This is a genomic window from Paenarthrobacter sp. NPDC089714 (assembly GCF_044748905.1).
Lineage (GTDB): Bacteria > Actinomycetota > Actinomycetes > Actinomycetales > Micrococcaceae > Arthrobacter.
This window is the reverse complement of sequence record NZ_JBIVGX010000004.1, coordinates 356,492-378,453: the sequence shown is the minus strand read 5'-3', so window position 1 is coordinate 378,453 and position 21,962 is coordinate 356,492. Positions and strand designations below refer to the sequence as shown.

General features: G+C 63.7%; 20 protein-coding genes. 11 read left to right on the top strand and 9 right to left on the bottom strand.

The genetic code is table 11. The annotated features are described in order from the left end of the window. Window positions 1–208: 208 nt before the first annotated feature. The 3 genes from ACIPY3_RS10560 to ACIPY3_RS10550 all read left to right on the top strand — a co-directional run bounded on the left by ACIPY3_RS10560 (window position 209) and on the right by ACIPY3_RS10550 (window position 2,920). A complete protein-coding gene (locus tag ACIPY3_RS10560) occupies window positions 209–676 on the top strand; it encodes an Lrp/AsnC family transcriptional regulator (RefSeq protein WP_397326320.1) in 468 nt (155 codons plus the stop codon). 97 nt (window positions 677–773) lie between these two features. Further along, entirely contained in the window at window positions 774–2,258 is a 1,485-nt protein-coding gene (locus ACIPY3_RS10555; protein WP_400333576.1) for a WXG100 family type VII secretion target, read from the top strand. Window positions 2,259–2,407: 149 nt separating this feature from the next. Beyond that, entirely contained in the window at window positions 2,408–2,920 is a 513-nt protein-coding gene (locus ACIPY3_RS10550) for a hypothetical protein (RefSeq protein ID WP_400333573.1), read from the top strand. A gap of 48 nt (window positions 2,921–2,968) precedes the next feature. On the opposite strand, the gene ACIPY3_RS10545 is transcribed toward ACIPY3_RS10550, so the two are convergent. Then, complete coding sequence (locus ACIPY3_RS10545; protein ID WP_400333570.1) at window positions 2,969–3,424, bottom strand: Lrp/AsnC family transcriptional regulator; 456 nt, start codon at window positions 3,422–3,424, stop codon at window positions 2,969–2,971. 105 nt (window positions 3,425–3,529) lie between these two features. Between ACIPY3_RS10545 and ACIPY3_RS10540 the strand changes: the two genes are divergently transcribed. Then, window positions 3,530–4,177, top strand: coding sequence for a LysE family translocator (locus ACIPY3_RS10540; protein WP_400333568.1), 648 nt, complete (start codon window positions 3,530–3,532; stop codon window positions 4,175–4,177). Here ACIPY3_RS10540 and ACIPY3_RS10535 read toward each other — a convergent pair. From ACIPY3_RS10535 to ACIPY3_RS10525, 3 genes are all read right to left on the bottom strand, one after another. Then, on the bottom strand, window positions 4,174–4,641 hold the full coding sequence (locus ACIPY3_RS10535) for an SRPBCC family protein (RefSeq protein WP_400333565.1): 468 nt from the start codon (window positions 4,639–4,641) through the stop codon (window positions 4,174–4,176). The genes ACIPY3_RS10540 and ACIPY3_RS10535 overlap by 4 nt on opposite strands. 1 nt (window position 4,642) lies before the next feature. Further along, complete coding sequence (locus ACIPY3_RS10530; protein ID WP_400333563.1) at window positions 4,643–5,008, bottom strand: ArsR/SmtB family transcription factor; 366 nt, start codon at window positions 5,006–5,008, stop codon at window positions 4,643–4,645. Window positions 5,009–5,100: 92 nt separating this feature from the next. After that, window positions 5,101–6,072, bottom strand: a complete 972-nt coding sequence (locus ACIPY3_RS10525; RefSeq protein WP_400333561.1) for a hypothetical protein — start codon at window positions 6,070–6,072, stop codon at window positions 5,101–5,103. 155 nt (window positions 6,073–6,227) lie between these two features. On the opposite strand from ACIPY3_RS10525, the gene ACIPY3_RS10520 reads away from it, so the two are divergent. Then, window positions 6,228–6,701 carry a DUF4383 domain-containing protein gene (locus ACIPY3_RS10520; RefSeq protein ID WP_400333559.1) on the top strand — a complete coding sequence of 158 codons (474 nt, stop codon included), beginning with the start codon at window positions 6,228–6,230 and terminating at the stop codon, window positions 6,699–6,701. 80 nt (window positions 6,702–6,781) lie between these two features. On the opposite strand, the gene ACIPY3_RS10515 is transcribed toward ACIPY3_RS10520, so the two are convergent. From ACIPY3_RS10515 to ACIPY3_RS10495, 5 genes are all read right to left on the bottom strand, one after another. Then, window positions 6,782–8,842 carry a glycosyl hydrolase family 28 protein gene (locus ACIPY3_RS10515; protein WP_400333557.1) on the bottom strand — a complete coding sequence of 687 codons (2,061 nt, stop codon included), beginning with the start codon at window positions 8,840–8,842 and terminating at the stop codon, window positions 6,782–6,784. Between the two features lie 181 nt (window positions 8,843–9,023). After that, entirely contained in the window at window positions 9,024–9,839 is an 816-nt protein-coding gene (locus ACIPY3_RS10510) for an IclR family transcriptional regulator (RefSeq protein WP_400333554.1), read from the bottom strand. Window positions 9,840–9,926: 87 nt separating this feature from the next. After that, window positions 9,927–11,183 (bottom strand): aminopeptidase P family protein, encoded by a 1,257-nt coding sequence (locus ACIPY3_RS10505; protein WP_400333552.1) that lies wholly within the window; start codon window positions 11,181–11,183, stop codon window positions 9,927–9,929. Between the two features lie 31 nt (window positions 11,184–11,214). After that, window positions 11,215–12,561 (bottom strand): MFS transporter, encoded by a 1,347-nt coding sequence (locus ACIPY3_RS10500; RefSeq protein WP_400333549.1) that lies wholly within the window; start codon window positions 12,559–12,561, stop codon window positions 11,215–11,217. A 674-nt stretch (window positions 12,562–13,235) separates the two neighbouring features. Beyond that, window positions 13,236–13,907 carry a GntR family transcriptional regulator gene (locus ACIPY3_RS10495; protein ID WP_400333547.1) on the bottom strand — a complete coding sequence of 224 codons (672 nt, stop codon included), beginning with the start codon at window positions 13,905–13,907 and terminating at the stop codon, window positions 13,236–13,238. A 151-nt stretch (window positions 13,908–14,058) separates the two neighbouring features. On the opposite strand from ACIPY3_RS10495, the gene glyA reads away from it, so the two are divergent. From glyA to ACIPY3_RS10465, 6 genes are read left to right on the top strand one after another with little or no spacing between them, the layout of a single operon-like run. Then, window positions 14,059–15,408: a serine hydroxymethyltransferase gene (gene glyA / locus ACIPY3_RS10490; RefSeq protein WP_400333545.1), complete on the top strand. Its 1,350-nt coding sequence runs from the start codon at window positions 14,059–14,061 to the stop codon at window positions 15,406–15,408. Beyond that, window positions 15,405–16,625, top strand: a complete 1,221-nt coding sequence (locus ACIPY3_RS10485) for a sarcosine oxidase subunit beta family protein (protein WP_400333543.1) — start codon at window positions 15,405–15,407, stop codon at window positions 16,623–16,625. Before glyA ends, ACIPY3_RS10485 begins: the two co-directional genes overlap by 4 nt. Window positions 16,626–16,638: 13 nt before the next feature. Continuing rightward, window positions 16,639–17,004, top strand: a complete 366-nt coding sequence (locus tag ACIPY3_RS10480) for a sarcosine oxidase subunit delta (protein WP_400333541.1) — start codon at window positions 16,639–16,641, stop codon at window positions 17,002–17,004. Further along, complete coding sequence (locus ACIPY3_RS10475; protein ID WP_400333539.1) at window positions 17,001–19,946, top strand: 2Fe-2S iron-sulfur cluster-binding protein; 2,946 nt, start codon at window positions 17,001–17,003, stop codon at window positions 19,944–19,946. Before ACIPY3_RS10480 ends, ACIPY3_RS10475 begins: the two co-directional genes overlap by 4 nt. After that, on the top strand, window positions 19,939–20,583 hold the full coding sequence (locus ACIPY3_RS10470) for a sarcosine oxidase subunit gamma (RefSeq protein ID WP_400333537.1): 645 nt from the start codon (window positions 19,939–19,941) through the stop codon (window positions 20,581–20,583). Before ACIPY3_RS10475 ends, ACIPY3_RS10470 begins: the two co-directional genes overlap by 8 nt. Next, window positions 20,583–21,962, top strand: coding sequence for an L-serine ammonia-lyase (locus ACIPY3_RS10465; RefSeq protein ID WP_400333535.1), 1,380 nt, complete (start codon window positions 20,583–20,585; stop codon window positions 21,960–21,962). Before ACIPY3_RS10470 ends, ACIPY3_RS10465 begins: the two co-directional genes overlap by 1 nt.

The following is a 21,962-nucleotide window of genomic DNA, read 5'->3' as shown; positions in this document are numbered from 1 at the left end:
GTCAATCAGCGGCTGCTTCCTTGCGGGAAGTCGTGGCGGACGCTCGGGAGGTGTTCCAAGAGCCCGGTGCCTGCAGGTTCCGGCGGTAGCCTTGCCCTGCTTCGTTGCCACTATTTCAGCAGCGGGCATACAGTTGGTGCAACAGACTTGATCTCAATTGATCGATCTGACCAGTCTGGAAACAAATCACCGGCAGGAAGTAGTCACATTGCAGGAACTGGACGCCACCGACCGTCGAATCATCGCTGCACTGGACGAGGATCCGCGGGTTCCCATCATGGTCCTGGCGCAGAAGCTCCACCTCGCGCGGGGAACTGTCCAGTCCCGATTGGAACGCATGGCCGCATCCGGTGCCCTGCGGGCCAACAGCAGCCGCGTCCTGCCTACGGCGCTTGGCCGCGGCGTGGCTGCTGCCGTCAGTGCCGAACTGGACCAAAGCCACCTCAACGAGGCCATCGCCGCACTGAGGGAAATCCCGGAAGTCCTCGAGTGCCATGCGCCCGCCGGCGACACGGACCTCATCATCCGCGTGGTGGCCAAAAGCCCGGATGATCTCTACCGCGTCTCGGAGGAGATCAGGCTGTGCCCGGGAATCGTCAGGACATCCACCAGCATGTTCCTCCGCGAGGTCATCCCCTACCGGACTACGGGGTTGTTGAGGGAAAGTGCGGATTAGTCCGCTTCTGTTGTGCACATAGGGCAGGAGTCCCCATGGGCGGGCCTGCCGGGCACACCTAGGATGGTTTCATTCGATCACACCACTTGGGGGAAGCATGGCGGGCAATTTCTACGGCGCGGACGTCGCTCAGCTGCGGCAACTGGCCCAGGACCTTGCCCGCAGCGCAGACCGCTTGACGCAGTTGGGCCAACAGCTCAGCGGTTCCATCTCCTCCAGTCCTTGGCGTGGAGCCGACGCTGACAGATTCCGTCACGACTGGACCGGCTCACATCTTAGAGCCCTGCAGCAGGCGGCATCCGGAATTGAATCCGCCTCCCAGAGCCTGCGCAAGAATGCGCAGGAACAGGAGACAGCGAGCGGCTCGTCTGACGCCGGACCCGGCGGTTCGGGCGGCGGGAGCGGCCCCGCGGGCGGAACGGCCCAGGACCTCACGGACCTTCTCAGCGGCATGACCCCGGACGAACGCGCGGCTTACCTGCGCAGTGAAGCATTCAAGCAATGGGCCCTTGAGCATCCCGAGGAGGCCAAGGCTGCCATGGACGCAGCGGCCGACTCCGGGCTGATCGAAAAGAAGTCGCCGGAGTACGCGCAGTTCCTCAGCGACTACTGGAACCAGCAGGCCATGCGGGAAATGGGCATCGATCCGTCCACGTGGGATACCAGCAAGGGCACCGAGTACAACTGGGAAACCATCAAGAAGGTCTACGACTTCTACGGCCAGGCCTTCCTGTCCAACCCGGACCTGCAGTGGGCCGGGATGGCCAACATGATCGGGCCTTCCTTCGCGGGCGGTTTCCGCGACATGGCCATGCTGCGTGATCTTGCGCGGCAGATCGCCGACAATCCGGCCTCGGACGTCCCCATCCCTGTGCTCGACCAGATCGAACAACTGGCCAACATGACTGACGACGAGATCAAGTTCTACGAGACCTCCATGCTGGACATGAACAAGGAGATCTTCCTCGATCAGGCACGGCAGCACCAGGCCTACATGAACGGTGGGATCGACGAGATCAACAGGCTGCGGGACTCCGGCGCCATTGATCCGGGCACCGCCGAGGCCTGGGCCCAGATCGATTCCGGTGATCCTGCGCAAATCAAGGAAGGCAACACGGCACTGCTCTACCGCGAGCAAAACGAAATCATCGCGGACGACTACACCAACATGCGGAACCATCCAGGCGGCGAAGCCGTCACCTACATGGTTACCTTGGCCGGCGAACCCTCCATTCCCGGCGCCAAGAGCTACCCCGAAGTCTTCCCCTACAAGTTCAGCGTGGAGAGCCCCGGACCGGAGAACATCCCGTTCACCAACTGGGACAACCCAACGCAGTTCCGGACGGACTTCACCACGGGATTCCCGGACGGGAACATCGCCGATGCTGATGCGCGCTGGAACCTCATCAAACAGGACACCCTGCCCGCGTACCAGAATCTCCTGGCCAACGATCCCCAGGGTGCCAGGGGCATAGTCGGTTCCGACTTCAATGACCGGGTTGAGCAGTACCGGCCCACCAACAACATTCCCGGAATCATGAACCGGTTCCTCGACGGGTTCGACACCGAGGTGCACCAATGAGCCATACCCAGCGCAGTGCAGGCGCGTGGGGTCGGAGAGTTGCCGCCGTTCTCGCCATTGGCCTGGCCGCCCTTACTGCGAGCGGATGCCGGATAACCCCTACGCCCGCGGCCACTTCGTCCTCATCCACACCGTCCCAAGGGAGCACAGTGATCACCTCGGAATTCTCCACGCTGGATGCATCAGGCGTCGAACAGATCAAAGCCGAAGGGCGGGCACGCCTGGACATGAGCAGCGGCTCACTCCAGAAGTCTGCCGTCAGGGTGGATGACACCAGCTACGGCCCGGAGATCAATACGCAGGGTTCCGGAAAGATCCAGCTCAGCATTGTTGGACCCAGCGGAGAAGTCACCGGCCAAACGGACCGGATCCGGTTCAAGACCACTGACGCCAGCCCGGACTTCAGTGAGGTGACGTACTTCCTCACCGCCGACTCCCCCGAGGACCTCTTCGCCCAGATCAGGGAGGGCGTGAAGAAGTACGGCATCGACTCCGCTGACGCCGAACGCTGGATCACTTCCGCAGGCCAGGACGCGTCCGGGACAAGTGACTACTCACTGACGTCGGGCACCAGCACTGGCCTCAGCGTGAATTACGACATCCGGTTCGACGGCTCCAAGGACACCCAGGTCATCATTGTGCACGTGAGCCCCAGCGCCTGATCCCCTGAGGCCCGCTTTAACAACGACGTCCGCTTTAATGACAGGGCTCTAGACCGGTGGGCCGATGTTCGTCTTCAGGTTCTTCATCACCAGCGTGGAGGTCAGTCGCTCGACGGCCGGCAGCGCCGCGAGTTCGTCGTCGTAGAAGCGTTGATACGCCGGCAGGTCGGCCGCTATGACTTTGAGCAGATAATCCGGCGACCCAAAGAGGCGTTGAGCCTCTACGATGTTGCTGCTCGCCGCCACCCTGGCCTCGAAGGCTGCCATGGTTGCCCGGTCCGCGCGCTGCAGGGTCACGAACACAATTGCTTCGAAACCGAGCCCCACGGCTGCCGGATCGATGTCCGCACGGTACCCGCGGATCACCCCGGATTGCTCGAGATCCCGGAGCCGACGATGACACGGAGCCACCGTGAGTCCCACCTTTGAGGCCAGCGCCGTGGCAGTGATGCGGCCGTCCTCTTTGAGGTGCCGCAAAATACTTCTGTCGATTCCGTCAATCACGCAAGAATCTTACCGACAACCCCTGACCCAGAGCGAAATTAGCGAACACTTATCGACGCATTTTCCCTAGAGTTTTCCTACCCGCACACCCCGGAAGGAAAACCCGTGAATCCGCAGCTCTTCGTCGCCTTCCTGCTGGTATCGGCCAGCCTGGCCTGCACCCCCGGCGTCGACTGGGCCTACTCGATCTCCGCCGGCCTCCGCCAGCGCAGTTTCGTTCCCGCGGTGGCAGGATTGTGCAGCGGCTACGTGGTCCATACCCTGCTGATGGCCGCCGGCCTCGCTGCCCTCCTCGCCGGCGTTCCGGGTCTTCTTGGCTGGCTCACGATCGCCGGAGCCGCCTACCTGCTGTGGCTCGGCGTCGGAACCATCCGCTCCTGGCGAGGTGCAAGCTTCAGCGCGGAAGCCGGCGTCGTACCTTCCCGAACGCAACTCCGCACTTTCCTGACGGGCATGGGGACCAGCGGCATCAACCCCAAAGGGCTCCTGTTCTTCGTGGCACTGGTTCCCCAATTCGTCACCCCGGATGCGGCGCTGCCCGTGCCCGTGCAGTCGGGCGTGTTGGGCCTGACCTTTGTAGCCTTGGCAGGCCTCGTGTACACGGTGGTTGCCCTGGCCTCGCGGCGGCTGCTGGCGTCCCGTCCGGGTGCTGCACGCGTAGTCACGTTGACCAGCGGAATCATCATGGTGGGTCTGGGAACCGTGCTGCTTTCAGAGCAGCTTGTACCGCTCCTTGGCCAGGGGCATCCCTAGGAAGCGAGCATCTCGTCCAAGCGCTCGTATCCTTCCACCACGCCGTAGTTCATGCCGGTGGCGAGGGCCATGTCCCGGGCTTCAACCGAGGGGTAGACCTCGTGGACCACTATCCTGGTCCGGCCATCGGTTTCCTCGAAGGTGGTAGTGCTGATGCCCACCTGGTCCGGGGCGCCGTCGAACTCGAAGGTCATGATGATCAACGATTCGGGGTCCACTTTGTGGAAGACGCCACGGAAGCCGAACATGGCGTTGGCATCGCCGCTTTCATAATGCCAACTGCCACCTGTGGTCGCGTCGTATTCGGTGACGTTGATGGAGGTGGTCCGGGGGCCCAACCATTTGGCCAGGAGGTCCGGATCCACGTGAGCCTTGAAGACGGCACTGACCGGGGCGTCGAATTCGCGAACGGTGTCAACGAACGGAACGCCGTCGTCGGCGGTGATGGTTGTTGGATTGCTCATGTCAGTTCTTCTTTCCATTACCTGCGGTCCCTGCGGGGCCAGTATTTTTGGCGGGGTCGGCCAGGAGTTCGTCGAGCAACCGGAACCGTTGCTCGGCAATCAGCCTGTATCGGTCTATCCAGGCCGTCAGCCGCTCGAGGGCTGCTGCGTCCAAATGGACGGGCCTGCGTTGGGCGTCACGGGAGCGCGTGACCAGTCCTGCGTGCTCCAGGACCTGGATATGTTTGGAAACTGCCTGCTTGCTGATTTCGAAAGGCTCAGCCAGTTCGTTCACGGTGGCATCGCCGCGGGAAAGCCGTGCGACGATGTCCCGTCGGACGGGATCAGCCAACGCCATGAACGCTTTGTCCAGAGCATCGTGATCCATGAGGGGTACTGCCTTTCGTAATCAACCAAATGCTTTATCAACAATTTGGTTGATTACAAGATTACGCCTCGTCACCGCGAACCACAATGGGCCTATTCGCCGCCAAGCTGCCTGAAATCGTTCTCCCACAACCGGCGCATCTCCGCGTCCTTCCGGATCACCTCAAGCGTCTCCAACTCCGCCGGCGGTGCGGGACGCCGCGAGCGCGGAGTCAGGGACATCCGCCCTTGGTCCAGGGCCAGAAGCGCCCGGTCCGTCAGGGCATCCTGGCGCAGGGAAAGGCTGGTCTTCTTCCGCCTCAGGACCTCTTTCAACGCCGCCTGCGCCGAATCGAAGTCTCCGCGTGCCCTCTGGGCCCGCGCCCGGATCAGCAGCAGCGCGGCGGACAGATCGTCCGTATTGAGAAGGCCGTTGGTCCAAACCACCACATCGCGGTGCCGTTCGAGGGCCAGCGCGGCTGTGCACCGCGCCAACGCGGAAGGCAACGACGGCGGCAAACCCACCACGGCTTCCAGGGCGGCCTCCATCATGCCCATTTCCCGCAGCGAGTGGGACAGCGCCAGGAACACGGATTCTTCGCTGAACAGCACTGGAACCTCAACGCGCTCGGCGACCTCAACCCGGGTGACCACCTGCCCAAGGTACTGGGCCGAGAACTGGCTGGCGTCGTCGTCGATCCTTGTCGCCAAGCCGCGCTGCAGCAATTCCGAGGCCCGCAGGTGGCCGCCGTGCTTGTACACGAGCAAGCCCGCCATGACGTAGCAAAGCCCGGCCCAGCCAGGAAACTCGCGGGCCAGGGCAAGGAGCCTCTCCGGCTCCGTGGACGTGAAGACGGCGTCATGCAGGACTTTGGCCTGCCTGCTGGAGAGGAATTTCAAACGCGGAACATCGCCGGCAACCGAAAGCCGCGCGGCACCGCGACCACCCAGGACGCCGGAAACCGCACCACCCAAACCGTCCGTGAGCCCCTTGACCGGCGTACGGATCCGCCCCTCCCGGAACGGGGTCAGGTCACGGGAATCATGAAAGATCGAGGCGAATCCACCGCTGGGACCGTGAGTCATGAACCCATGCTATCGGGCGCTGAACTGGCCGTATCCCCTGCTATCAGGGGCATTTCAGGAGTATTATGGCGGCGTCGGCAAGGTTTTCCGACACCCCTTGCCGCGGGCCGGTTCTCCATGAGAAGAGCCGGATAACAGCGTGAAAGGGAGGACTTATGACCACCGCTTCGCACCCAGCACACCACCATGCGATGGGTTTAACGCTTCACAACACAGCCATGGGAGTTGGCATTGTGTTCCTGCTGGTCGGTGTCCTGGGCTTCATTCCAGGAATCACCACCAATTACGGCGCCATGACCTTCGCAGGACATGATTCCGGCGCCATGCTGCTTGGAGTTTTCCAAGTGTCCATACTCCACAACATTGTCCATTTGCTGTTTGGCGCGGCCGGTTTGGCCATGGCAAGGACGGGCCGCATGGCCCGCCTGTTCCTCCTGGGCGGCGGAGCCGTGTACTTGGTCCTCTGGATCTACGGCCTGGTCATCAACCAGGAAACCGGCGCCAACTTTGTTCCGTTCAACACCGCCGACAACTGGCTCCACTTCATTCTTGGCGTGGCCATGATCGGCTTGGGCGTTTGGCTGGGCAGGGACGCAATGGACGAGACGGCGGCGCGCAGGGCACCTTAGCCATCCGCGCACGTTTCAGATTAACCACGACGGCGGCCGCTCCCCTTGCGGGGGCGGCCGCCGCTTCTCTTCTCCGGGTCTTACTGTCCGGCGGGCACAGGAGTGACGTTCGTGAACACATTGCCCGTGGAGTAGCCATCGAACCGCCACGGATTCGCGCCACCGCGGACGCTTTGGAACGAGACGCCGTCAAAGGTGGAATCAGTCAGGCCTTTGATGTTGGTGGGATTCACGTTCCGGAAAACGATGTCCTGGAACGTGAAAGCGCCCAAGGTCGCCGTTCCTTGCCCCAAGGACGGGCCGGCCTGGATATCGATCACCGGTTTGCTGTCCGAAACCGCCATTCCACACGTGGGCGAGTTGTTTCCGTCCACAGAAACATTCTTGACGGTGACGCTCTTGAAGGTCGCCGAATCGGCGGCAACATACCCGGACGGCGACTGGTTGTAGCTGAGCGACATGATGAAGGCACTGCTGCCCATGCAAGCCATGGCCGTGTCCCGGAACAGGAAGTCCCTGCCGCCACCTGCCATGTCGGAGGTGCTCTTCATGCGGAGGCCGCCGGTTTCCACTTTGTACATGACGTTGTCTTCCGCGAGCACCCGCTGGACCCACGCCGCCGTGTTGGAACCTACCGCGACGCCGCCGTGGCCCATGCGCATGTAGTTGTTGAAGATCCAGACGGCCTCGCTCGGCCGCCCTTGGGCTCCGTACTTGCCCTGGCCCGCCGCAAAGTTCACTTGGTCATCACCGGTGTCGAAGAAATTGTTCAGCACCATCCCATTGCTGGTGCCGCCGAACTCCAGGCCATCGCCGTTATTGGTGTTGTAGGTGGTGTGCCGCATGGCATTGACGGTGGTGTTTTTGCTGTCCAGGATCATCACGCCGTGGAAAGCCGGGTTGTCTGCAGTGATTCCCTCGAGGTACAGATTTTCCACGCCCATGAAGGTCATCAGGCTTGAGCGGTACTGCCCATAGAACACTGAATCATCCGGCGATTCAGGCGGATTGATCGCGCCCGTGAGGAACTCGGGATGTTCCTTGGCGTTGCGGAACTGCGCGGCGGCCAACACGCCGTCGTCCAGGACCTTACCGGCGGAACTGGCCACGTACTGCGGAAGGGTGTTGCCCGCTTCGTCGGTAATGGAGCCCTCGGCCGTCCGTTTCCACCCATTGCCGTCCACCACGCCTTGGCCCGTGATGCGGACATTCTTGGCAACGCTTCCCGGCTCGCGGCTTTCGGCTGACCGGCCGTTGTCCCCCGGCAGCACGCCAATGAGCGACGGCGGCCTCCGGTAGTTCCGATACTCGGCCTCGCTGGGGAGCGGGTCGGGAACCGGATACAGGTAGTAGCCCTGTTCCAACGGGTAGTCTGCGGGATCGTCGGAGCCGAGCAGCCGGGCACCGTCTTCGAGCTCGAGCGTCATGTCCGAGTGCAGGAAGATGGCGCCGGTCTTGAACGTGCCGGCAGGGACCACCACCGTGCAGCCGGGGGTCCTGCAGGTATCGATCGCCTTTTGGATCGCCCTGGTATTCAAGGTTTGTCCATCGCCCACCGCTTTGTACGCGGGATGAGTAATGACCACCCTGTGGCGAGCAGGGGTGGTTGTCACGGTGATGGGGCCGCTCGCTGCAGACTCAGTCCCGTCAGCCCTGATGGCAGTGACGCTGAACTGGTAGGAGGTCTTTGGGGCCAGGCCCGTTACCGTGAAGTTGTGGGCGACCGTGCGGACATGGAACCCATCCTTGTCTGCGGCGCGGAAGGCATCGACGTACTCCTGGGCAGGCGAATGGCTGCGGGCGTTCTCCTCCGCAGTCCCCAGGGGCTGCCCATTCATGTAGACGCGGTAGTCCACCACATCTTCATAGCTGCCCGGTTTGTTCCAGACGAGGTGGGTCTTGTCCTCTTCCGTGGCCTGCGCCGGAACACAAAGATTCTGTGGGGAAGTACCTGCACCCTGAGTGAGTTGGACGCTGCTGCTGGAGCACGCCGGGCCGTCAGCCGCACCGGGCCTATTGCCCGGCGCGGCGGTCCCCGGCGAGGCTGTGGCCGGTGCCGCCAGAGTAGCCAGCCCCAACGCCGCAGCCAAGGCGACCGCTCCCACGCCAGGGCTGAGCTGTTTCTTACGGAATGTCTGCATGGATGATCCTTCCCGGGCACAACGATGTGACCCAGTCCTGGAGCGCACGGGCACTCCGGCAATGGATAAACAGGTAAGAAAACGTTTTCTCAGAACACCCTAGGAAGGAAGAAGGGTCAGGTCAAGCCTGCGTTCCGGAATTGCCGTTCATGGCATCTGGGCGAACAGCGCATGACAAGAGCTAGACCGGCGGGCGTCCACCCAAGCGCGTGGTGACCTTGGCGGCTGCTTCGAGGCATGCGTCGCCGAGGCTGTTGAGGGTGTCCTGCGAAACGCGGAATTTGGGGGCGGGAACGAGCACAGCCGCAACAATGTGGCCTCTATGGTCGTAAACGGGCGAGGCAACACCTACCTCCTCGATGGAGGTCTCCCCGAAGTTGACGGCCCAACCCCGCGCGCCGGCTTCCTCCAGCCGCTGCAGGTAGGCGTCGATGGAAGCTTCGTCCAACCCTGGCAAGGTAATCGAACCGCTGCGGAGCAGGCCCCGGACCCGCTCCGCATCCTCCGCAGCGAGGAAGACTTGGACGGACGAGCTCAGTGCCTCGTTGTACCGAGCCCCCAGCGGAGCAAGGTGCTTGACCTGATGGCGGCTGGGGATCTGCTCCACGCACATGGACTCGACGCCGTTCCACACCATGAGGGCGCTGGTCTCACCGGTACGTTCGGTCAGCTCGCGCAAAACGGGGTATGCGACGCGCCGCTCCTCGAGTTCCGCCAGGAGCGGGCCCGCCATCGCGATCATCCCCAGCCCCAAGCGGAACCGGCGCGAATCGACGTCGCGCTCCACTAAACCTTCTTGCTCCAAAGTGGCCAGTATCCGCGAAACGGTGCTCTTGTGGAGGCCAATCCTGCCTGCGATTTCGGTGACGCCCAGCAATGGTTCCTCGGCACTGAAGCTCTTCAGCACAGCTACGGCGTTGACGATGACGGAGGCACCTTTGCCTTCGCCATTGTTGTTGCTGCTGTCAGGAGTCGCGCTGGATTCCGTGGGAGTCATGGATTCACTATATTTCGCTGCGGGTGGTCCGCCGGTCCCGGCGCAGGGCCGGTGGACACTGTGCACCATGTCCACCGGCCCGTCACGCTAGGCTCCGATGATGTTGTACTCGGGGCCGAACGGGAACTTGGTGATGTTCTCCGCGCCGTCCTCGCCCACAACCAGGATGTCGTGCTCGCGGTAGCCACCGGCACCCGGCTGCCCGTCCAGCACCGTGATCATTGGCTCCATGGACACCACCATGCCCGGTTCGAGCACGGTATCGATGTCCTCGCGGAGCTCCAGCCCCGCTTCGCGGCCGTAGTAGTGGCTGAGCACGCCGAACGAGTGGCCGTAGCCGAAGGTCCGGTTCGCGAGGAGGCCGTGGCTGACGTAGATCTCGTTCAGCTCAGCGGCGATGTCCTTGCACACAGCGCCGGGCGTGATGAGTTCCAGACCGCGCTTGTGGACCTCCACGTTGATGTTCCACAGTTCCAGCGATCGGGCATCGGGTTCGCCGTAGAAGAGCGTCCGCTCAAGGGCCGTGTAATAGCCGCTGGTCATGGGGAAGCAGTTCAGCGACAGGATGTCGTGTTCCTGGATCTTCCGGGTAGTGGCCCAGTTATGGGCGCCGTCGGTGTTGATGCCGGACTGGAACCACACCCACGTGTCACGGATTTCGGAGTCCGGGAAGGTCCGCGCGATCTCGTGGACCATGGCTTCGGTACCGATCAGGGCAACCTCGTACTCGGTGATGCCGGCCGTGATGGCATTGCGGATGGCTTCGCCGCCGAGGTCGCCAATGCGGGCACCGTGCTTGATGACCGCGATTTCCTCGGCCGACTTGATCATGCGCTGGCGCATCGCGGCCTGGGCAACATCAACCAGAGCGGCGTCCGCGAAGGCCGCCTGGATCTTGTTGCGGTTGTCGAGCGGCAAGGAGTCGTCCTCGACGCCGATGCGGCGCGGCTTGATGCCGCGGGTGCGAAGGACTTCCTGGATGGCGTGGATGTAGTTATCCCGGCGCCAGTCCGTGTAAACGAGGTTTTCGCCGTAGCTGCGGCGCCAAGGCATCCCGGCGTCGATATTCGCCGTGATGGTGACCGTGTCATCCTTGGTGACCACCATGCCGTAGGAACGGCCGAAGTAGGTGAAGAGGAAGTCGGAGTAGTACTTGATGGAGTGGTAGCTGGTGAGGACTACGGCGTCGAGGTCCTTCTCCGCCATGATGCTGCGGAGGCCGGCAAGGCGACGCTCGAACTCGGCGTCGGAGAACGTCAGCGAAACCTTGTCGCCGTTATTGAGGACCTTGAGGCGCTCCAGTTTGGCGACGTCGTTGACAGCCTGGTCTTGGGTGATGGTCATGGGTGTTCCTTTCGATAGGTGTGGTTGTTTGTCAGTCCTGCTGCAGGGGTTTCTTGGAAGTCTCCGCGGCAAAGAGGACTGCGATCAGGGAAACAATGGAGGCGGCTACGAGGTACCAGCCGGGAGCCAACTGGTTGTGCGTCAAGCCGATCAGGAGGGTCGCCATGAACGGGGCGGTGCCGCCGAACAGGGCGTTGGAGAGGTTGAAGCTCACGGCGAATCCCGTGTAGCGGACCTTGGTGGGAAACAGTTCGGCGAGGAAGCTGGGCAGGGTGCCGTCGTTGAGGGTCAGCATGCCGCCCAACAGGATCTGCACCAGCACGATCACCAGGAAGTTCCGCGTATCCAGCAGCATGAACGCCGGCACGGTCAGCAGCACGAAGAGGATGGACGCCGTGAGGAGCATCCGCTTCCGGCCGAATTTGTCCGATGCGATACCGGTCAGGAAGATAAACCCGATGTAGCTCGCCAAGGCAATGGTCGTGGCCAGGAACGACTCCGTGGCACCGAACCCCAGTTCCTCCGACAGATACGTGGGCATGTAGCTGAGGATCACGTAGAAACCGACGGCGTTCAGCAGCACCGCACCGGTGGCGATGATCAACTGCCGCTTGTAGAGGCGGAACATCGCGAACGCGGGCGCCTTCACGGCGTGATCCTGGTCGGCGAGCTCGCGGAACGCTGGAGTGTCCTCAAGCTTGGTCCGGATGTACCTGCCGATCAGGCCCATAGGAGCCGCAAGCAGGAACGGCAAGCGCCAGCCCCACTCATTAAGCTGCTCGGGCGTCATGGCTGAACTCAGCAGGGCGGCCAGCAAGGAACCCAGCAACAGTCCCGCTGCGGTACTTGCAGGCACGACGGCGGCATAGAGTCCGCGCCGATGGGCCGGCGCATACTCCACGAGGAAGGCGGACGCCCCGGCGTACTCCCCCGCCGCCGAGAAGCCTTGGACCACCCTGACCAGCAGGAGCAGGATGGGGGCCATCACGCCGATGGTGGCGTACCCGGGTATGAGGGCGATGCAGAACGTGGCTATGGACATCAACAGGATCGAGAGGCTCAGTGCCTGCTTGCGGCCAAGCCTGTCTCCGATGTGGCCCCAGATGAAACCGCCGAGCGGCCTAACGAAGAAGCTCACGGCGAAGACACCGAACGTTGCCAGGAGTGCGGTCTGCCGGTCGGATTCCGGGAAGAAGACTGTGGAGATGATGCCGGCAAGGTAGCCGTAAACGGCGTAGTCGAACCATTCGACGAAGTTGCCGATGAAGCTCGCAGTGACAACTCGTCGTCGAGTGTCTTTGCTGACTGTGTGGTTGTTTGTGGTCTTGGCGCCGAGAGCGGTCGTTTGCTCGGCTGCCACAGAGGATTCATTGCTCATGTGTCCACCAAAATCATTTGGGTTGCATTCAACGCAACGCTGTTGCACCAGATTATGTGTGAGCGACGCCACGGTCAAGGGCTAAATTTTCGAAAGTTTTTATTGAGTTCCGACCGTAAAGAGCGAGGCGCGGCATTCAAGACCGCAAACCGGGGGAAATCACACTTGTTGCATTAAAATCAACTCAGTTGCCACCGACGCTCTCTCACCAAACACCCCCTACAGCCAAACGCTCTCCCACCAAACACCCCCACCCGCCCAAACGCTCTCTCAACGGCAAGAACGCTCGACGTCGGCACCCAGGCGGGTGTCGACGTCGTACGCCAGGGGCCAACCACCCGAGGACGGGAGAGCGGGATCGCCATAAGGGGCGATCGGCGAGAGAGGGAACGCCATTACGGGCGGTTTGGTGAGGGAAGGCTGGTAGGCGGGGGCATCCGGCAACGCGCGCCTAAGGGAGGAAGACCGAGCGCGCAGAGGATGGCGCCTCCGCCAGGGACGGGACAGAGGGACCCCTAGAACAGGCGGTTCGGTGAGAGAGGGATCGCCATAAGGGGCGATCGGTGAGAGAGGGACCGCCAAAAAGGGCGGTTTGGTGAGAGAGCGTCCGACAGGAAGGGCGGTTCCGTGAGAGAGCGTCCGCCAGAACGGGCGGTTTGGTGAGAGAGGGTCGGTTAGAGGACCTTGCGGATGGTCTCTTCGAAGCTCACCACGTGATGCAGGGCCAGGTTGGCGGCGCGCTCTTCGTCGCCGTCGGCAATGGCGGTGAGGAGATCCGCATGCTCGGAGATGTGGCCGGAGACCGAGGGCATCTTCTCCAGCATGTGGCACCAGATGCGGGTGGCGAGGTTGTCGTACCGGATCAGGACGTCCTCAAGGTGCGCGTTGGCCGAGGCTTTGTAGATGAGCCGGTGGACCTGGATGTCGTAACGCATGAGTTCCTGCGAGGAGGCATCCTGGCCTTCGAGATCCCGGATGGCCGCAGCAACGTCGCGGAGCTCTGCACGCATTGCCGGACTGGCCATGCGTGCGGCCTTGCGGGAAGCGAGGGGCTCCAGGAGCTCACGGATTTCGGAGACTTCGGCGAGCTGGGTGATGTCCACGCCGGTGGCGAAGGTTCCGCGACGGGGGTAGGACACCACCAGGTGGTCGCTTTCCAGTCGTTTGATCGCTTCACGGACGGGCGTGCGGCCGATACCGAGCTCGGTGGCGATCTGTCCGTCGTTGATGGGGTCGCCCGGTTTGATGTCCAGCATGATGAGCCTGTCGCGCAGGAGCAGGTAGGCGTTCTCCGCCAGGGATGTACCCTGCGGAGCTGTTTCCAAAGCTTCCAGTGCTGTAGTCATTGCCTTCTCCCCGGATGGTCGCCATCGGCCTGCTGGATAAGTTGCCGCAGACCTGTTGACGACTATGTGATGTCCAACATACTATGGCAATAATTCTAATATATCAGTTGGCTAATAGTCAGCAATCACACGTACTTCAAAGGAGAACACCATGGTTGAACCGCTGATCCGCCCGCTCGCCCAGGCGGACCCGGAGGTTGATCAGGCGATCGCCCAGGAACTCATCCGCCAGCAGTCCACGCTGGAAATGATCGCTTCGGAGAACTTCGCCCCCACGGCCGTCATGGAGGCCCAGGGCTCGGTGCTCACCAACAAGTACGCCGAGGGCTACCCGGGCAAGCGCTACTACGGCGGCTGCGAACACGTTGATGTGATCGAACAGCTCGCCATCGACCGCTTGAAGTCGCTCTTCGGCGCAGAATACGCCAACGTGCAGCCCCACTCCGGAGCACAGGCCAACGCCGCGGCAATGCACGCGCTGATCACGCCCGGCGACACCATCATGGGCCTCAACCTGGCCCACGGCGGCCACCTGACCCACGGCATGCGGATCAACTTCTCCGGCAAGCTCTACAACGTGGTCCCCTACAGCGTCCGCGAGGACACCCACACCATCGACATGGCCGAGGTGGAGCGCCTGGCACTGGAGAACAAGCCACAGCTGATCGTGGCCGGCTGGTCCGCGTACTCCCGCCAACTGGACTTCGCCGAGTTCCGTCGCATCGCCGATTCCGTTGGCGCGTACCTCATGGTGGACATGGCACACTTCGCCGGCCTGGTCGCTGCAGGTCTGCACCCGAGCCCGGTCCCGCACGCCCACATCGTCACCAGCACCACGCACAAGACCCTCGGCGGCCCCCGTGGCGGCGTGATCCTGACCAACGATGCCGACATCGCCAAGAAGGTGAACTCGGCAGTCTTCCCGGGCCAGCAGGGCGGACCGCTGGAGCACGTGATCGCAGCCAAGGCCGTAGCCTTCAAGTTCGCCTCGGAACCGGAGTTCAAGGAGCGCCAGTCCCGCGTCCTCGAAGGCTCCAAGATCCTCGCCCAGCGCCTCCTCAAGGACGACGTGGCAGCGGCAGGTATCTCCGTTGTCTCCGGCGGCACCGACGTCCACCTGGTGCTGGTTGACCTCCGCAACTCCGAACTGAACGGCCAGCAGGGCGAAGACGCGCTGCACCACATCGGCATCACGGTCAACCGCAACGCCGTCCCCTTCGACCCCCGCCCGCCGATGGTCTCCTCCGGCCTCCGCGTCGGCACCCCTGCCCTCGCCGCCCGCGGCTTCGGCGCCGGTGAATTCACGGAGGTCGCAGACATCATTGCGACGGCGTTGATCGCCTCGGCGAGCACCGGCACCTTGGACGAGGCGACCGCCGTCGAACTCCGCAGCCGCGTCACGGCGCTGGCGGACAAGTTCCCCCTGTACCCGCACCTTTCCACCAACGGCACCGGTGCCGAATCCGTACTCGAAGCAGAAATGATTGGAGCAGCCCAGTGAGTGTCGACCACCTCCCCGAACACCCTGACTTCCTCTGGCGCAACCCGGACCCCAAAAAGTCGTACGACGCAGTGATCGTCGGCGGCGGTGGGCACGGCCTGGCCACGGCCTACTACCTGGCCAAGAACCACGGCATGACCAACATCGCCATCCTGGAAAAGGGCTGGCTGGCCGGCGGCAACATGGCCCGCAACACCACCATCATCCGGTCCAACTACCTCTGGGACGAGAGCGCTGCCATCTACGAGCACGCCCTCAAACTGTGGGAGATCCTTCCGGAAGAACTCGAGTACGACTTCCTCTTCAGCCAGCGCGGCGTGATGAACCTCGCGCACACCCTGGGCGATGTCCGTGAGAGCATGCGCCGCGTAGGCGCCAACCGGCTCAACGGTGTGGACGCTGAATGGCTGGAGCCGGACCAGGTCAAGGAACTCTGCCCCATCCTGAACACGAGCGACAACATCCGCTACCCGGTCATGGGCGCCACGTACCAGCCGCGCGCAGGCATCGCCAAGCACGACCACGTGGCCTGGGCCTTTGCCCGCAAGTGCGACGAGCTGGGCGTGGACATCATCCAGAACTGTGAAGTCACCGGCTTCATCAAGGACGGAAACCGCGTGACCGGCGTCAAGACCACCCGCGGCACCATCAACACCGAAAAGGTGGGCCTGTGCGCTGCCGGCCACAGCTCCGTGCTGGCCGAGATGGCCGGTTTCCGCCTGCCGATCCAGTCCCACCCGCTGCAGGCCTTGGTGTCCGAACTCCACGAACCCGTCCACCCCACGGTGGTCATGTCCAACCACGTCCACGTGTACGTCTCACAGGCGCACAAGGGCGAACTGGTGATGGGCGCCGGCGTCGACTCCTACAACGGCTACGGCCAGCGCGGGTCCTTCCACGTGATCGAAGAGCAGATGGCAGCTGCCGTTGAACTCTTCCCGATCTTCGCCCGGGCCCACGTCCTCCGTACCTGGGGCGGCATCGTGGACACCACGCTGGACGCCTCCCCGATTGTGGGCGTCACTCCGGTGGAGAACATGTTCGTCAACTGTGGTTGGGGAACGGGCGGCTTCAAGGGCACCCCGGCAGCGGGCCTCACCTTCGCCCACACCATCGCCACGGGCGCACCGCACCAGCTCAACAAGCCCTTCGCACTGGAACGCTTCGAAACCGGTGCCCTGATCGACGAACACGGCGCCGCAGCCGTGGCCCACTAAGGAAGGCACGGACATGCTTCTTATCTCATGCCCCAACTGCGGGCCGCGCGACGAAACCGAATTCCACTACGGCGGACAGGCTCACGTCCCCTACCCGGAAAACCCGAACGACCTCACGGACCGGGAATGGGCTGAGTACCTGTTCTACCGCGAGAACACCAAGGGCACCTACGCCGAACGCTGGGTCCACAGCACCGGCTGCCGCCAGTGGTTCAACATGCTCCGCGACACCGTGAGCTATGACATCCACTCCATCTACGCGATGGGCTCGCCTCGCCCGGAGCTCGCGGCAGACAATGCCGCAGGCCAAGCCGGCGCATCCGGCCTCGCCCCCGGCGCCCCCACCACATCCACCTCCCCGGAAGGAGCCCAGAAGTGACAAGCCAGAACGCCCGCCTCGCCACAGGCGGCCGCATCGACCGCAGCATCACCTGGCGGTTTACCGTGGATGGCCAGGAATTCGTTGGCCACCCCGGCGACACCATCGCTTCGGCCCTCCTGGCCAACGGCCACGTCAACGCCGGCAACTCCCTGTACGAGGACCGCCCCCGCGGGATCGTCGCCGCAGGGGTCGAGGAGCCGAACGCACTGGTCAAGATCGCTCCGCGTTTCCCCGGCCACGTCGCCGAATCCATGCTCCCGGCCACGGCGGTGTCCCTGGTGGACGGGCAGAGCATCGAACTGCTCTCCGGCCTGGGCAAGCTTGACCCGGCCGAGGACAAGGCCGAGTACGACAAGAAGTACGTCCACACCGATGTCCTGGTGGTCGGCGGCGGTGTTGCAGGCCTCGCAGCAGCCCGCGAAGCCGTTCGCACCGGTGCCCGCGTCATCCTGATCGACGACCAACCCGAACTCGGCGGTTCGCTGCTTTCCGGTTCCACGGCTGAGGGCCTCGCCGAGCAGATCGAAGGCAAGCCCGCCCTGGAGTGGGTTGCCGATGTTGAAGCAGAGCTGGTCTCCGCCGAGGAATGCACGGTGCTGCACCGCACCACGGCCTTCGGCTCCTACGACTCGAACTACTTCATCGCAGCCCAGAACCGCACGGACCACCTCAGTGTTCCTGCCGCCCCAGGTGTTTCCCGCACCCGTATTTGGCACATCCGTGCTGCACAGGTGGTCCTCGCCCCCGGCGCCCACGAGCGTCCGCTGGTCTTCGAGAACAACGACCGCCCGGGCATCATGCTCGCCTCGGCCGTGCGCACCTACCTCAACCGCTACGCCGTCGCAGCCGGCCAGCGCGTTGTCATCAGCACCACCAACGACTCCGCTTACCTGCTCGCCGCGGACCTGCAGGCAGCAGGCGTGCCGGTTGCCGCCGTCGTCGACGCCCGTCCGCAGATCAGCGAAAAGGCCGCAGCCGCCGTCGAATCCGGCCTCCGGGTCCTGATCGGCAGCGCAGTTGCCGATACCAGCGCTGATGAGGCCGGTCGCCTGAACGGCGTGACCGTCCGCAGCATCAACGACGACGGCGAACTCACCTCGGGCGTCGAGCAGATCGCCGCCGATGTCCTCGCCGTCTCCGGTGGCTGGAGCCCCGTGGTGCACCTCCACAGCCAGCGCCAAGGCAAGCTGCGTTGGGACGACGACCTGGCCGGTTTCATCCCGTCCAGCGTGGTCCGCAACCAGCAGGTTGTTGGCGCAGGCCGCGGCAGCTACGAACTGCAGGACTGCCTGGCAGAGGGCATCTCCGCCGGTGCGGCCGCTTCGATCGCCGCCGGCTTCGAATCCGCCGTCACTCCGTCCGAGGTCAAGGTCCCCGTCGCATCCGCACCGACCCGCCAGCTGTGGCTGGTTCCCGCCCAGGAAGGCGAGCCCGGTGAGTGGCACAACCACTTCGTCGACTTCCAGCGCGACCAGTCCGTAGCGGATGTCCTTCGCTCCACCGGCGCCGGCATGCGCTCGGTAGAGCACGTCAAGCGGTACACCTCCATCAGCACCGCCAACGACCAGGGCAAGACCTCCGGCGTCAACGCAATCGGCGTCATCGCCGCAGCCCTCAAGTACGGCGGCGCGGACGCAGTTCCGGGCATCGGCGAGATCGGCACCACGGCCTACCGTGCACCGTTCACCCCGGTGGCCTTCGCAGCCTTGGCCGGACGCCAGCGCGGCGAGCTCTTCGACCCCGCCCGCGTTACCTCGATCCACCCGTGGCACGTTGCCCAGGGTGCCCTGTTCGAAGACGTCGGACAGTGGAAGCGCCCGTGGTACTACCCGCAGGACGGCGAGGACATGGACACCGCGGTGCTCCGCGAATGCGCCGCAGTCCGCGACTCCGTGGGCTTCATGGACGCCACCACCCTCGGCAAGATCGAGATCCGTGGCAAGGACTCCGGTGAATTCCTGAACCGCGTCTACACCAACGCGTTCAAGAAGCTCGCTCCGGGATCGGCCCGCTACGGCGTGATGTGCACGCTGGACGGCATGATCTTCGACGACGGCGTGACCCTGCGCCTGGACGAGGACACCTACTTCATGACCACCACCACCGGCGGCGCAGCCAAGGTGCTGGACTGGCTCGAAGAGTGGCACCAGACGGAATGGCCGGAACTCGATGTCGTCTTCACCTCTGTCACTGAACAGTGGAGCACCATCGCCGTCGTCGGTCCCAAGTCCCGCGCAGTGATCGCCAAGGTGGCACCGCAGCTCGCCGAGAACGGTGGCCTGGAAGCTGAGAACTTCCCGTTCATGACGTTCCGCGAGACCACGCTGGCCTCCGGCGTGCAGGCCCGCGTCTGCCGGATCTCGTTCTCCGGTGAACTGGCCTACGAAATCAACGTTCCGTCCTGGTACGGACTCAACACCTGGGAAGCCGTTGCTGCCGCTGGTGCCGAGTTCAACATCACCCCGTACGGCACGGAAACCATGCACGTCCTCCGCGCCGAAAAGGGTTACCCGATCGTCGGCCAGGACACCGACGGCACGGTCACCCCGCAGGACGCCGGCATGGAATGGATTGTCTCCAAGGCCAAGGACTTCATCGGCAAGCGCTCCTACCTCCGCGAGGATTCCAAGCGCGAGGACCGCAAGCACCTGGTGAGTGTCCTTCCCGTGGACCACTCGCTGAAGCTGCCCGAAGGCACCCAGCTGGTGGAGGCTGGCATCGCGGTCAACCCCGCGAACGGCCCGGTTCCCATGGAAGGCTTCGTGACCTCCAGCTACCACAGCGCCGCTTTGGGCCGTTCCTTCGGCCTGGCACTGATCCACAACGGCCGCAACCGCATCGGCGAGACCCTCCAGGCTTCCGTGGGCGACCAGCTGGTGGACGTGGTTGTTGGCGAAACCGTACTTTTCGATGCTGAAGGGACCCGCAAAGATGGCTGAGACAGCAACTCCCGCACAACCCGTAAACGCAGACCGCGTTCGTGAGGCCCGCCGCAGCCCGGCACAGCACCTCGCCGACGCCTTCGTCTCCGGTTCCGTGGCCGGCTCGGTCACGCTCCACGAAATCCCCTACCAGGCACAGGTGGGCATCCGGGTGGACAGGACGTCCGACGCCGGCACCCGGGTTGCGTCCGTAACCGGCGGCTTGCCTGCCACGTCCGGTGAGGTGGTCACCTCCGGTGCCATCAGCACCGTGTGGCTCGGCCCCACCGAATTCCTGGTCATTGCCCCCGAAGAGTCCCACGACTCGCTCGGTGGATCCCTGGTGGGCGACCTGACGTCCGCCCTGGGCACGGACTCCGGCCAGGTGGTGGACCTGTCCGCCAACCGCACCACGTTCGAGCTCTCCGGCAGCCGCGCCCGCGCAGTCCTGGAAAAGAGCTGCGCACTGGACCTGCACCCGCGGGTCCTCAAGGCAGGCACCGCCCTGTCCACGGAAATCGGGCACATCCCGGTGGTCCTGTGGAAGACCGGTGAGGACACCTTCCGGATCTTCCCGCGTGCCTCCTTCGCCGACTTCCTGGGACGCTGGCTCCTCGATTCAATGCGGGAGTACGCGTCGCCTGAGGTCCCGTAATGGCACTTAGCGTGCTTGATCTGTTTTCCGTTGGCATCGGGCCGTCGTCCTCACACACGGTTGGCCCGATGCGGGCGGCAAAGCAGTTCACGGACGGACTTGTTTCGTCCGGCCAACTCCCGGCAACGGTGCGCGTCCAGGCCGAGCTTTTCGGCTCCCTGGGCGCCACCGGCCGGGGCCACGGCTCGGACAAGGCGGTGGTCCTGGGACTGCAGGGCCACTCCCCCGAGACCGTGGATACGCGTACCGCGGACGACCAGGTGGCCGCGGCTGCCTTGGACGCCGAGCTGCGCCTCGACGGCAGCCACCGGGTGGACTTCAACTGGGAAGAGGACGTGGTCCTCCACCGCCGCAAGTCCTTGCCCGCCCACCCCAACGGCATGACCTTCCGTGCGTTGGACCACAGCGGCGCGGTGCTGCGGGAGCGGAGCTACTACTCCATTGGCGGCGGCTTCGTGGTGGACGGTGACGCCTCCGGCACGGACAAGGTGGTACCGGACACCACGGTGCTGCCCTACCCGTTCAGCTCGGGAGATGAGCTGGTTGCCCTCTGTCAACGCGAAGGCAAGTCCATCTCCGACATCATGCTGGCCAACGAACTGGTCTGGCGGTCCGAGGAGGAACTGCGCGAACGTCTCCTGGACATCTGGGCCGTCATGCGTGAGTGCGTGGACAACGGCTGCTCGGCCGAGGGAATCCTGCCCGGAGGCTTGAAGGTCAAGCGACGGGCGCCGTCGTTGTTCAAGAAACTGGCCGGGGCTGACGCTTCCAGCGGCAGCGATCCCTTGCTGGCCATGGAATGGGTGAACCTGTTCGCCTTGGCCGTGAACGAAGAAAACGCGGCAGGTGGCCGGATTGTCACCGCACCAACCAACGGTGCGGCGGGAATCGTGCCGGCCGTGCTGCACTACTACACCAAGTTTGTTCCGGGAGCGAACGACGACGGTGTGGTGCGGTTCCTGCTGGCGGCGGCCGCCGTCGGAATCCTGTTCAAGATCAATGCCTCGATTTCCGGCGCCGAAGTCGGTTGCCAGGGCGAGGTGGGCTCTGCCTGTTCCATGGCCGCGGCAGGCCTGTGCGAGGTCCTGGGCGGAACGCCTGGGCAAGTGGAAAACGCAGCCGAAGTAGGCATCGAGCACAACCTCGGCCTGACCTGCGATCCCGTGGGCGGGCTGGTGCAGATCCCGTGCATCGAACGGAACGCGATCGCCAGCGTCAAGGCGATCAACGCCGCCCGCCTTGCCCTGCACGGCGACGGCAGCCACAAGGTTTCCCTGGACAAGGCCATCAAGACCATGCGGGAAACCGGAGCCGACATGAAATCCAAATACAAAGAGACCTCCCGTGGAGGACTCGCCGTCAACGTAGTGGAGTGCTGA

Bases quoted from the DNA above. Each gene is read 5' to 3' on its own strand.
- ACIPY3_RS10555 (WP_400333576.1), top strand. From the start codon at position 774: ATGGCGGGCAATTTCTACGGCGCGGACGTCGCTCAGCTGCGGCAACTG.
- ACIPY3_RS10535 (WP_400333565.1), bottom strand. From the start codon at position 4,641: ATGAGCAATCCAACAACCATCACCGCCGACGACGGCGTTCCGTTCGTT.
- ACIPY3_RS10530 (WP_400333563.1), bottom strand. From the start codon at position 5,008: ATGGATCACGATGCTCTGGACAAAGCGTTCATGGCGTTGGCTGATCCC.
- ACIPY3_RS10525 (WP_400333561.1), bottom strand. From the start codon at position 6,072: ATGACTCACGGTCCCAGCGGTGGATTCGCCTCGATCTTTCATGATTCC.
- ACIPY3_RS10520 (WP_400333559.1), top strand. From the start codon at position 6,228: ATGACCACCGCTTCGCACCCAGCACACCACCATGCGATGGGTTTAACG.
- ACIPY3_RS10515 (WP_400333557.1), bottom strand. From the start codon at position 8,842: ATGCAGACATTCCGTAAGAAACAGCTCAGCCCTGGCGTGGGAGCGGTC.
- ACIPY3_RS10510 (WP_400333554.1), bottom strand. From the start codon at position 9,839: ATGACTCCCACGGAATCCAGCGCGACTCCTGACAGCAGCAACAACAAT.
- ACIPY3_RS10505 (WP_400333552.1), bottom strand. From the start codon at position 11,183: ATGACCATCACCCAAGACCAGGCTGTCAACGACGTCGCCAAACTGGAG.
- ACIPY3_RS10500 (WP_400333549.1), bottom strand. From the start codon at position 12,561: ATGAGCAATGAATCCTCTGTGGCAGCCGAGCAAACGACCGCTCTCGGC.
- ACIPY3_RS10495 (WP_400333547.1), bottom strand. From the start codon at position 13,907: ATGACTACAGCACTGGAAGCTTTGGAAACAGCTCCGCAGGGTACATCC.
- glyA (WP_400333545.1), top strand. From the start codon at position 14,059: ATGGTTGAACCGCTGATCCGCCCGCTCGCCCAGGCGGACCCGGAGGTT.
- ACIPY3_RS10480 (WP_400333541.1), top strand. From the start codon at position 16,639: ATGCTTCTTATCTCATGCCCCAACTGCGGGCCGCGCGACGAAACCGAA.
- ACIPY3_RS10470 (WP_400333537.1), top strand. From the start codon at position 19,939: ATGGCTGAGACAGCAACTCCCGCACAACCCGTAAACGCAGACCGCGTT.
- ACIPY3_RS10465 (WP_400333535.1), top strand. From the start codon at position 20,583: ATGGCACTTAGCGTGCTTGATCTGTTTTCCGTTGGCATCGGGCCGTCG.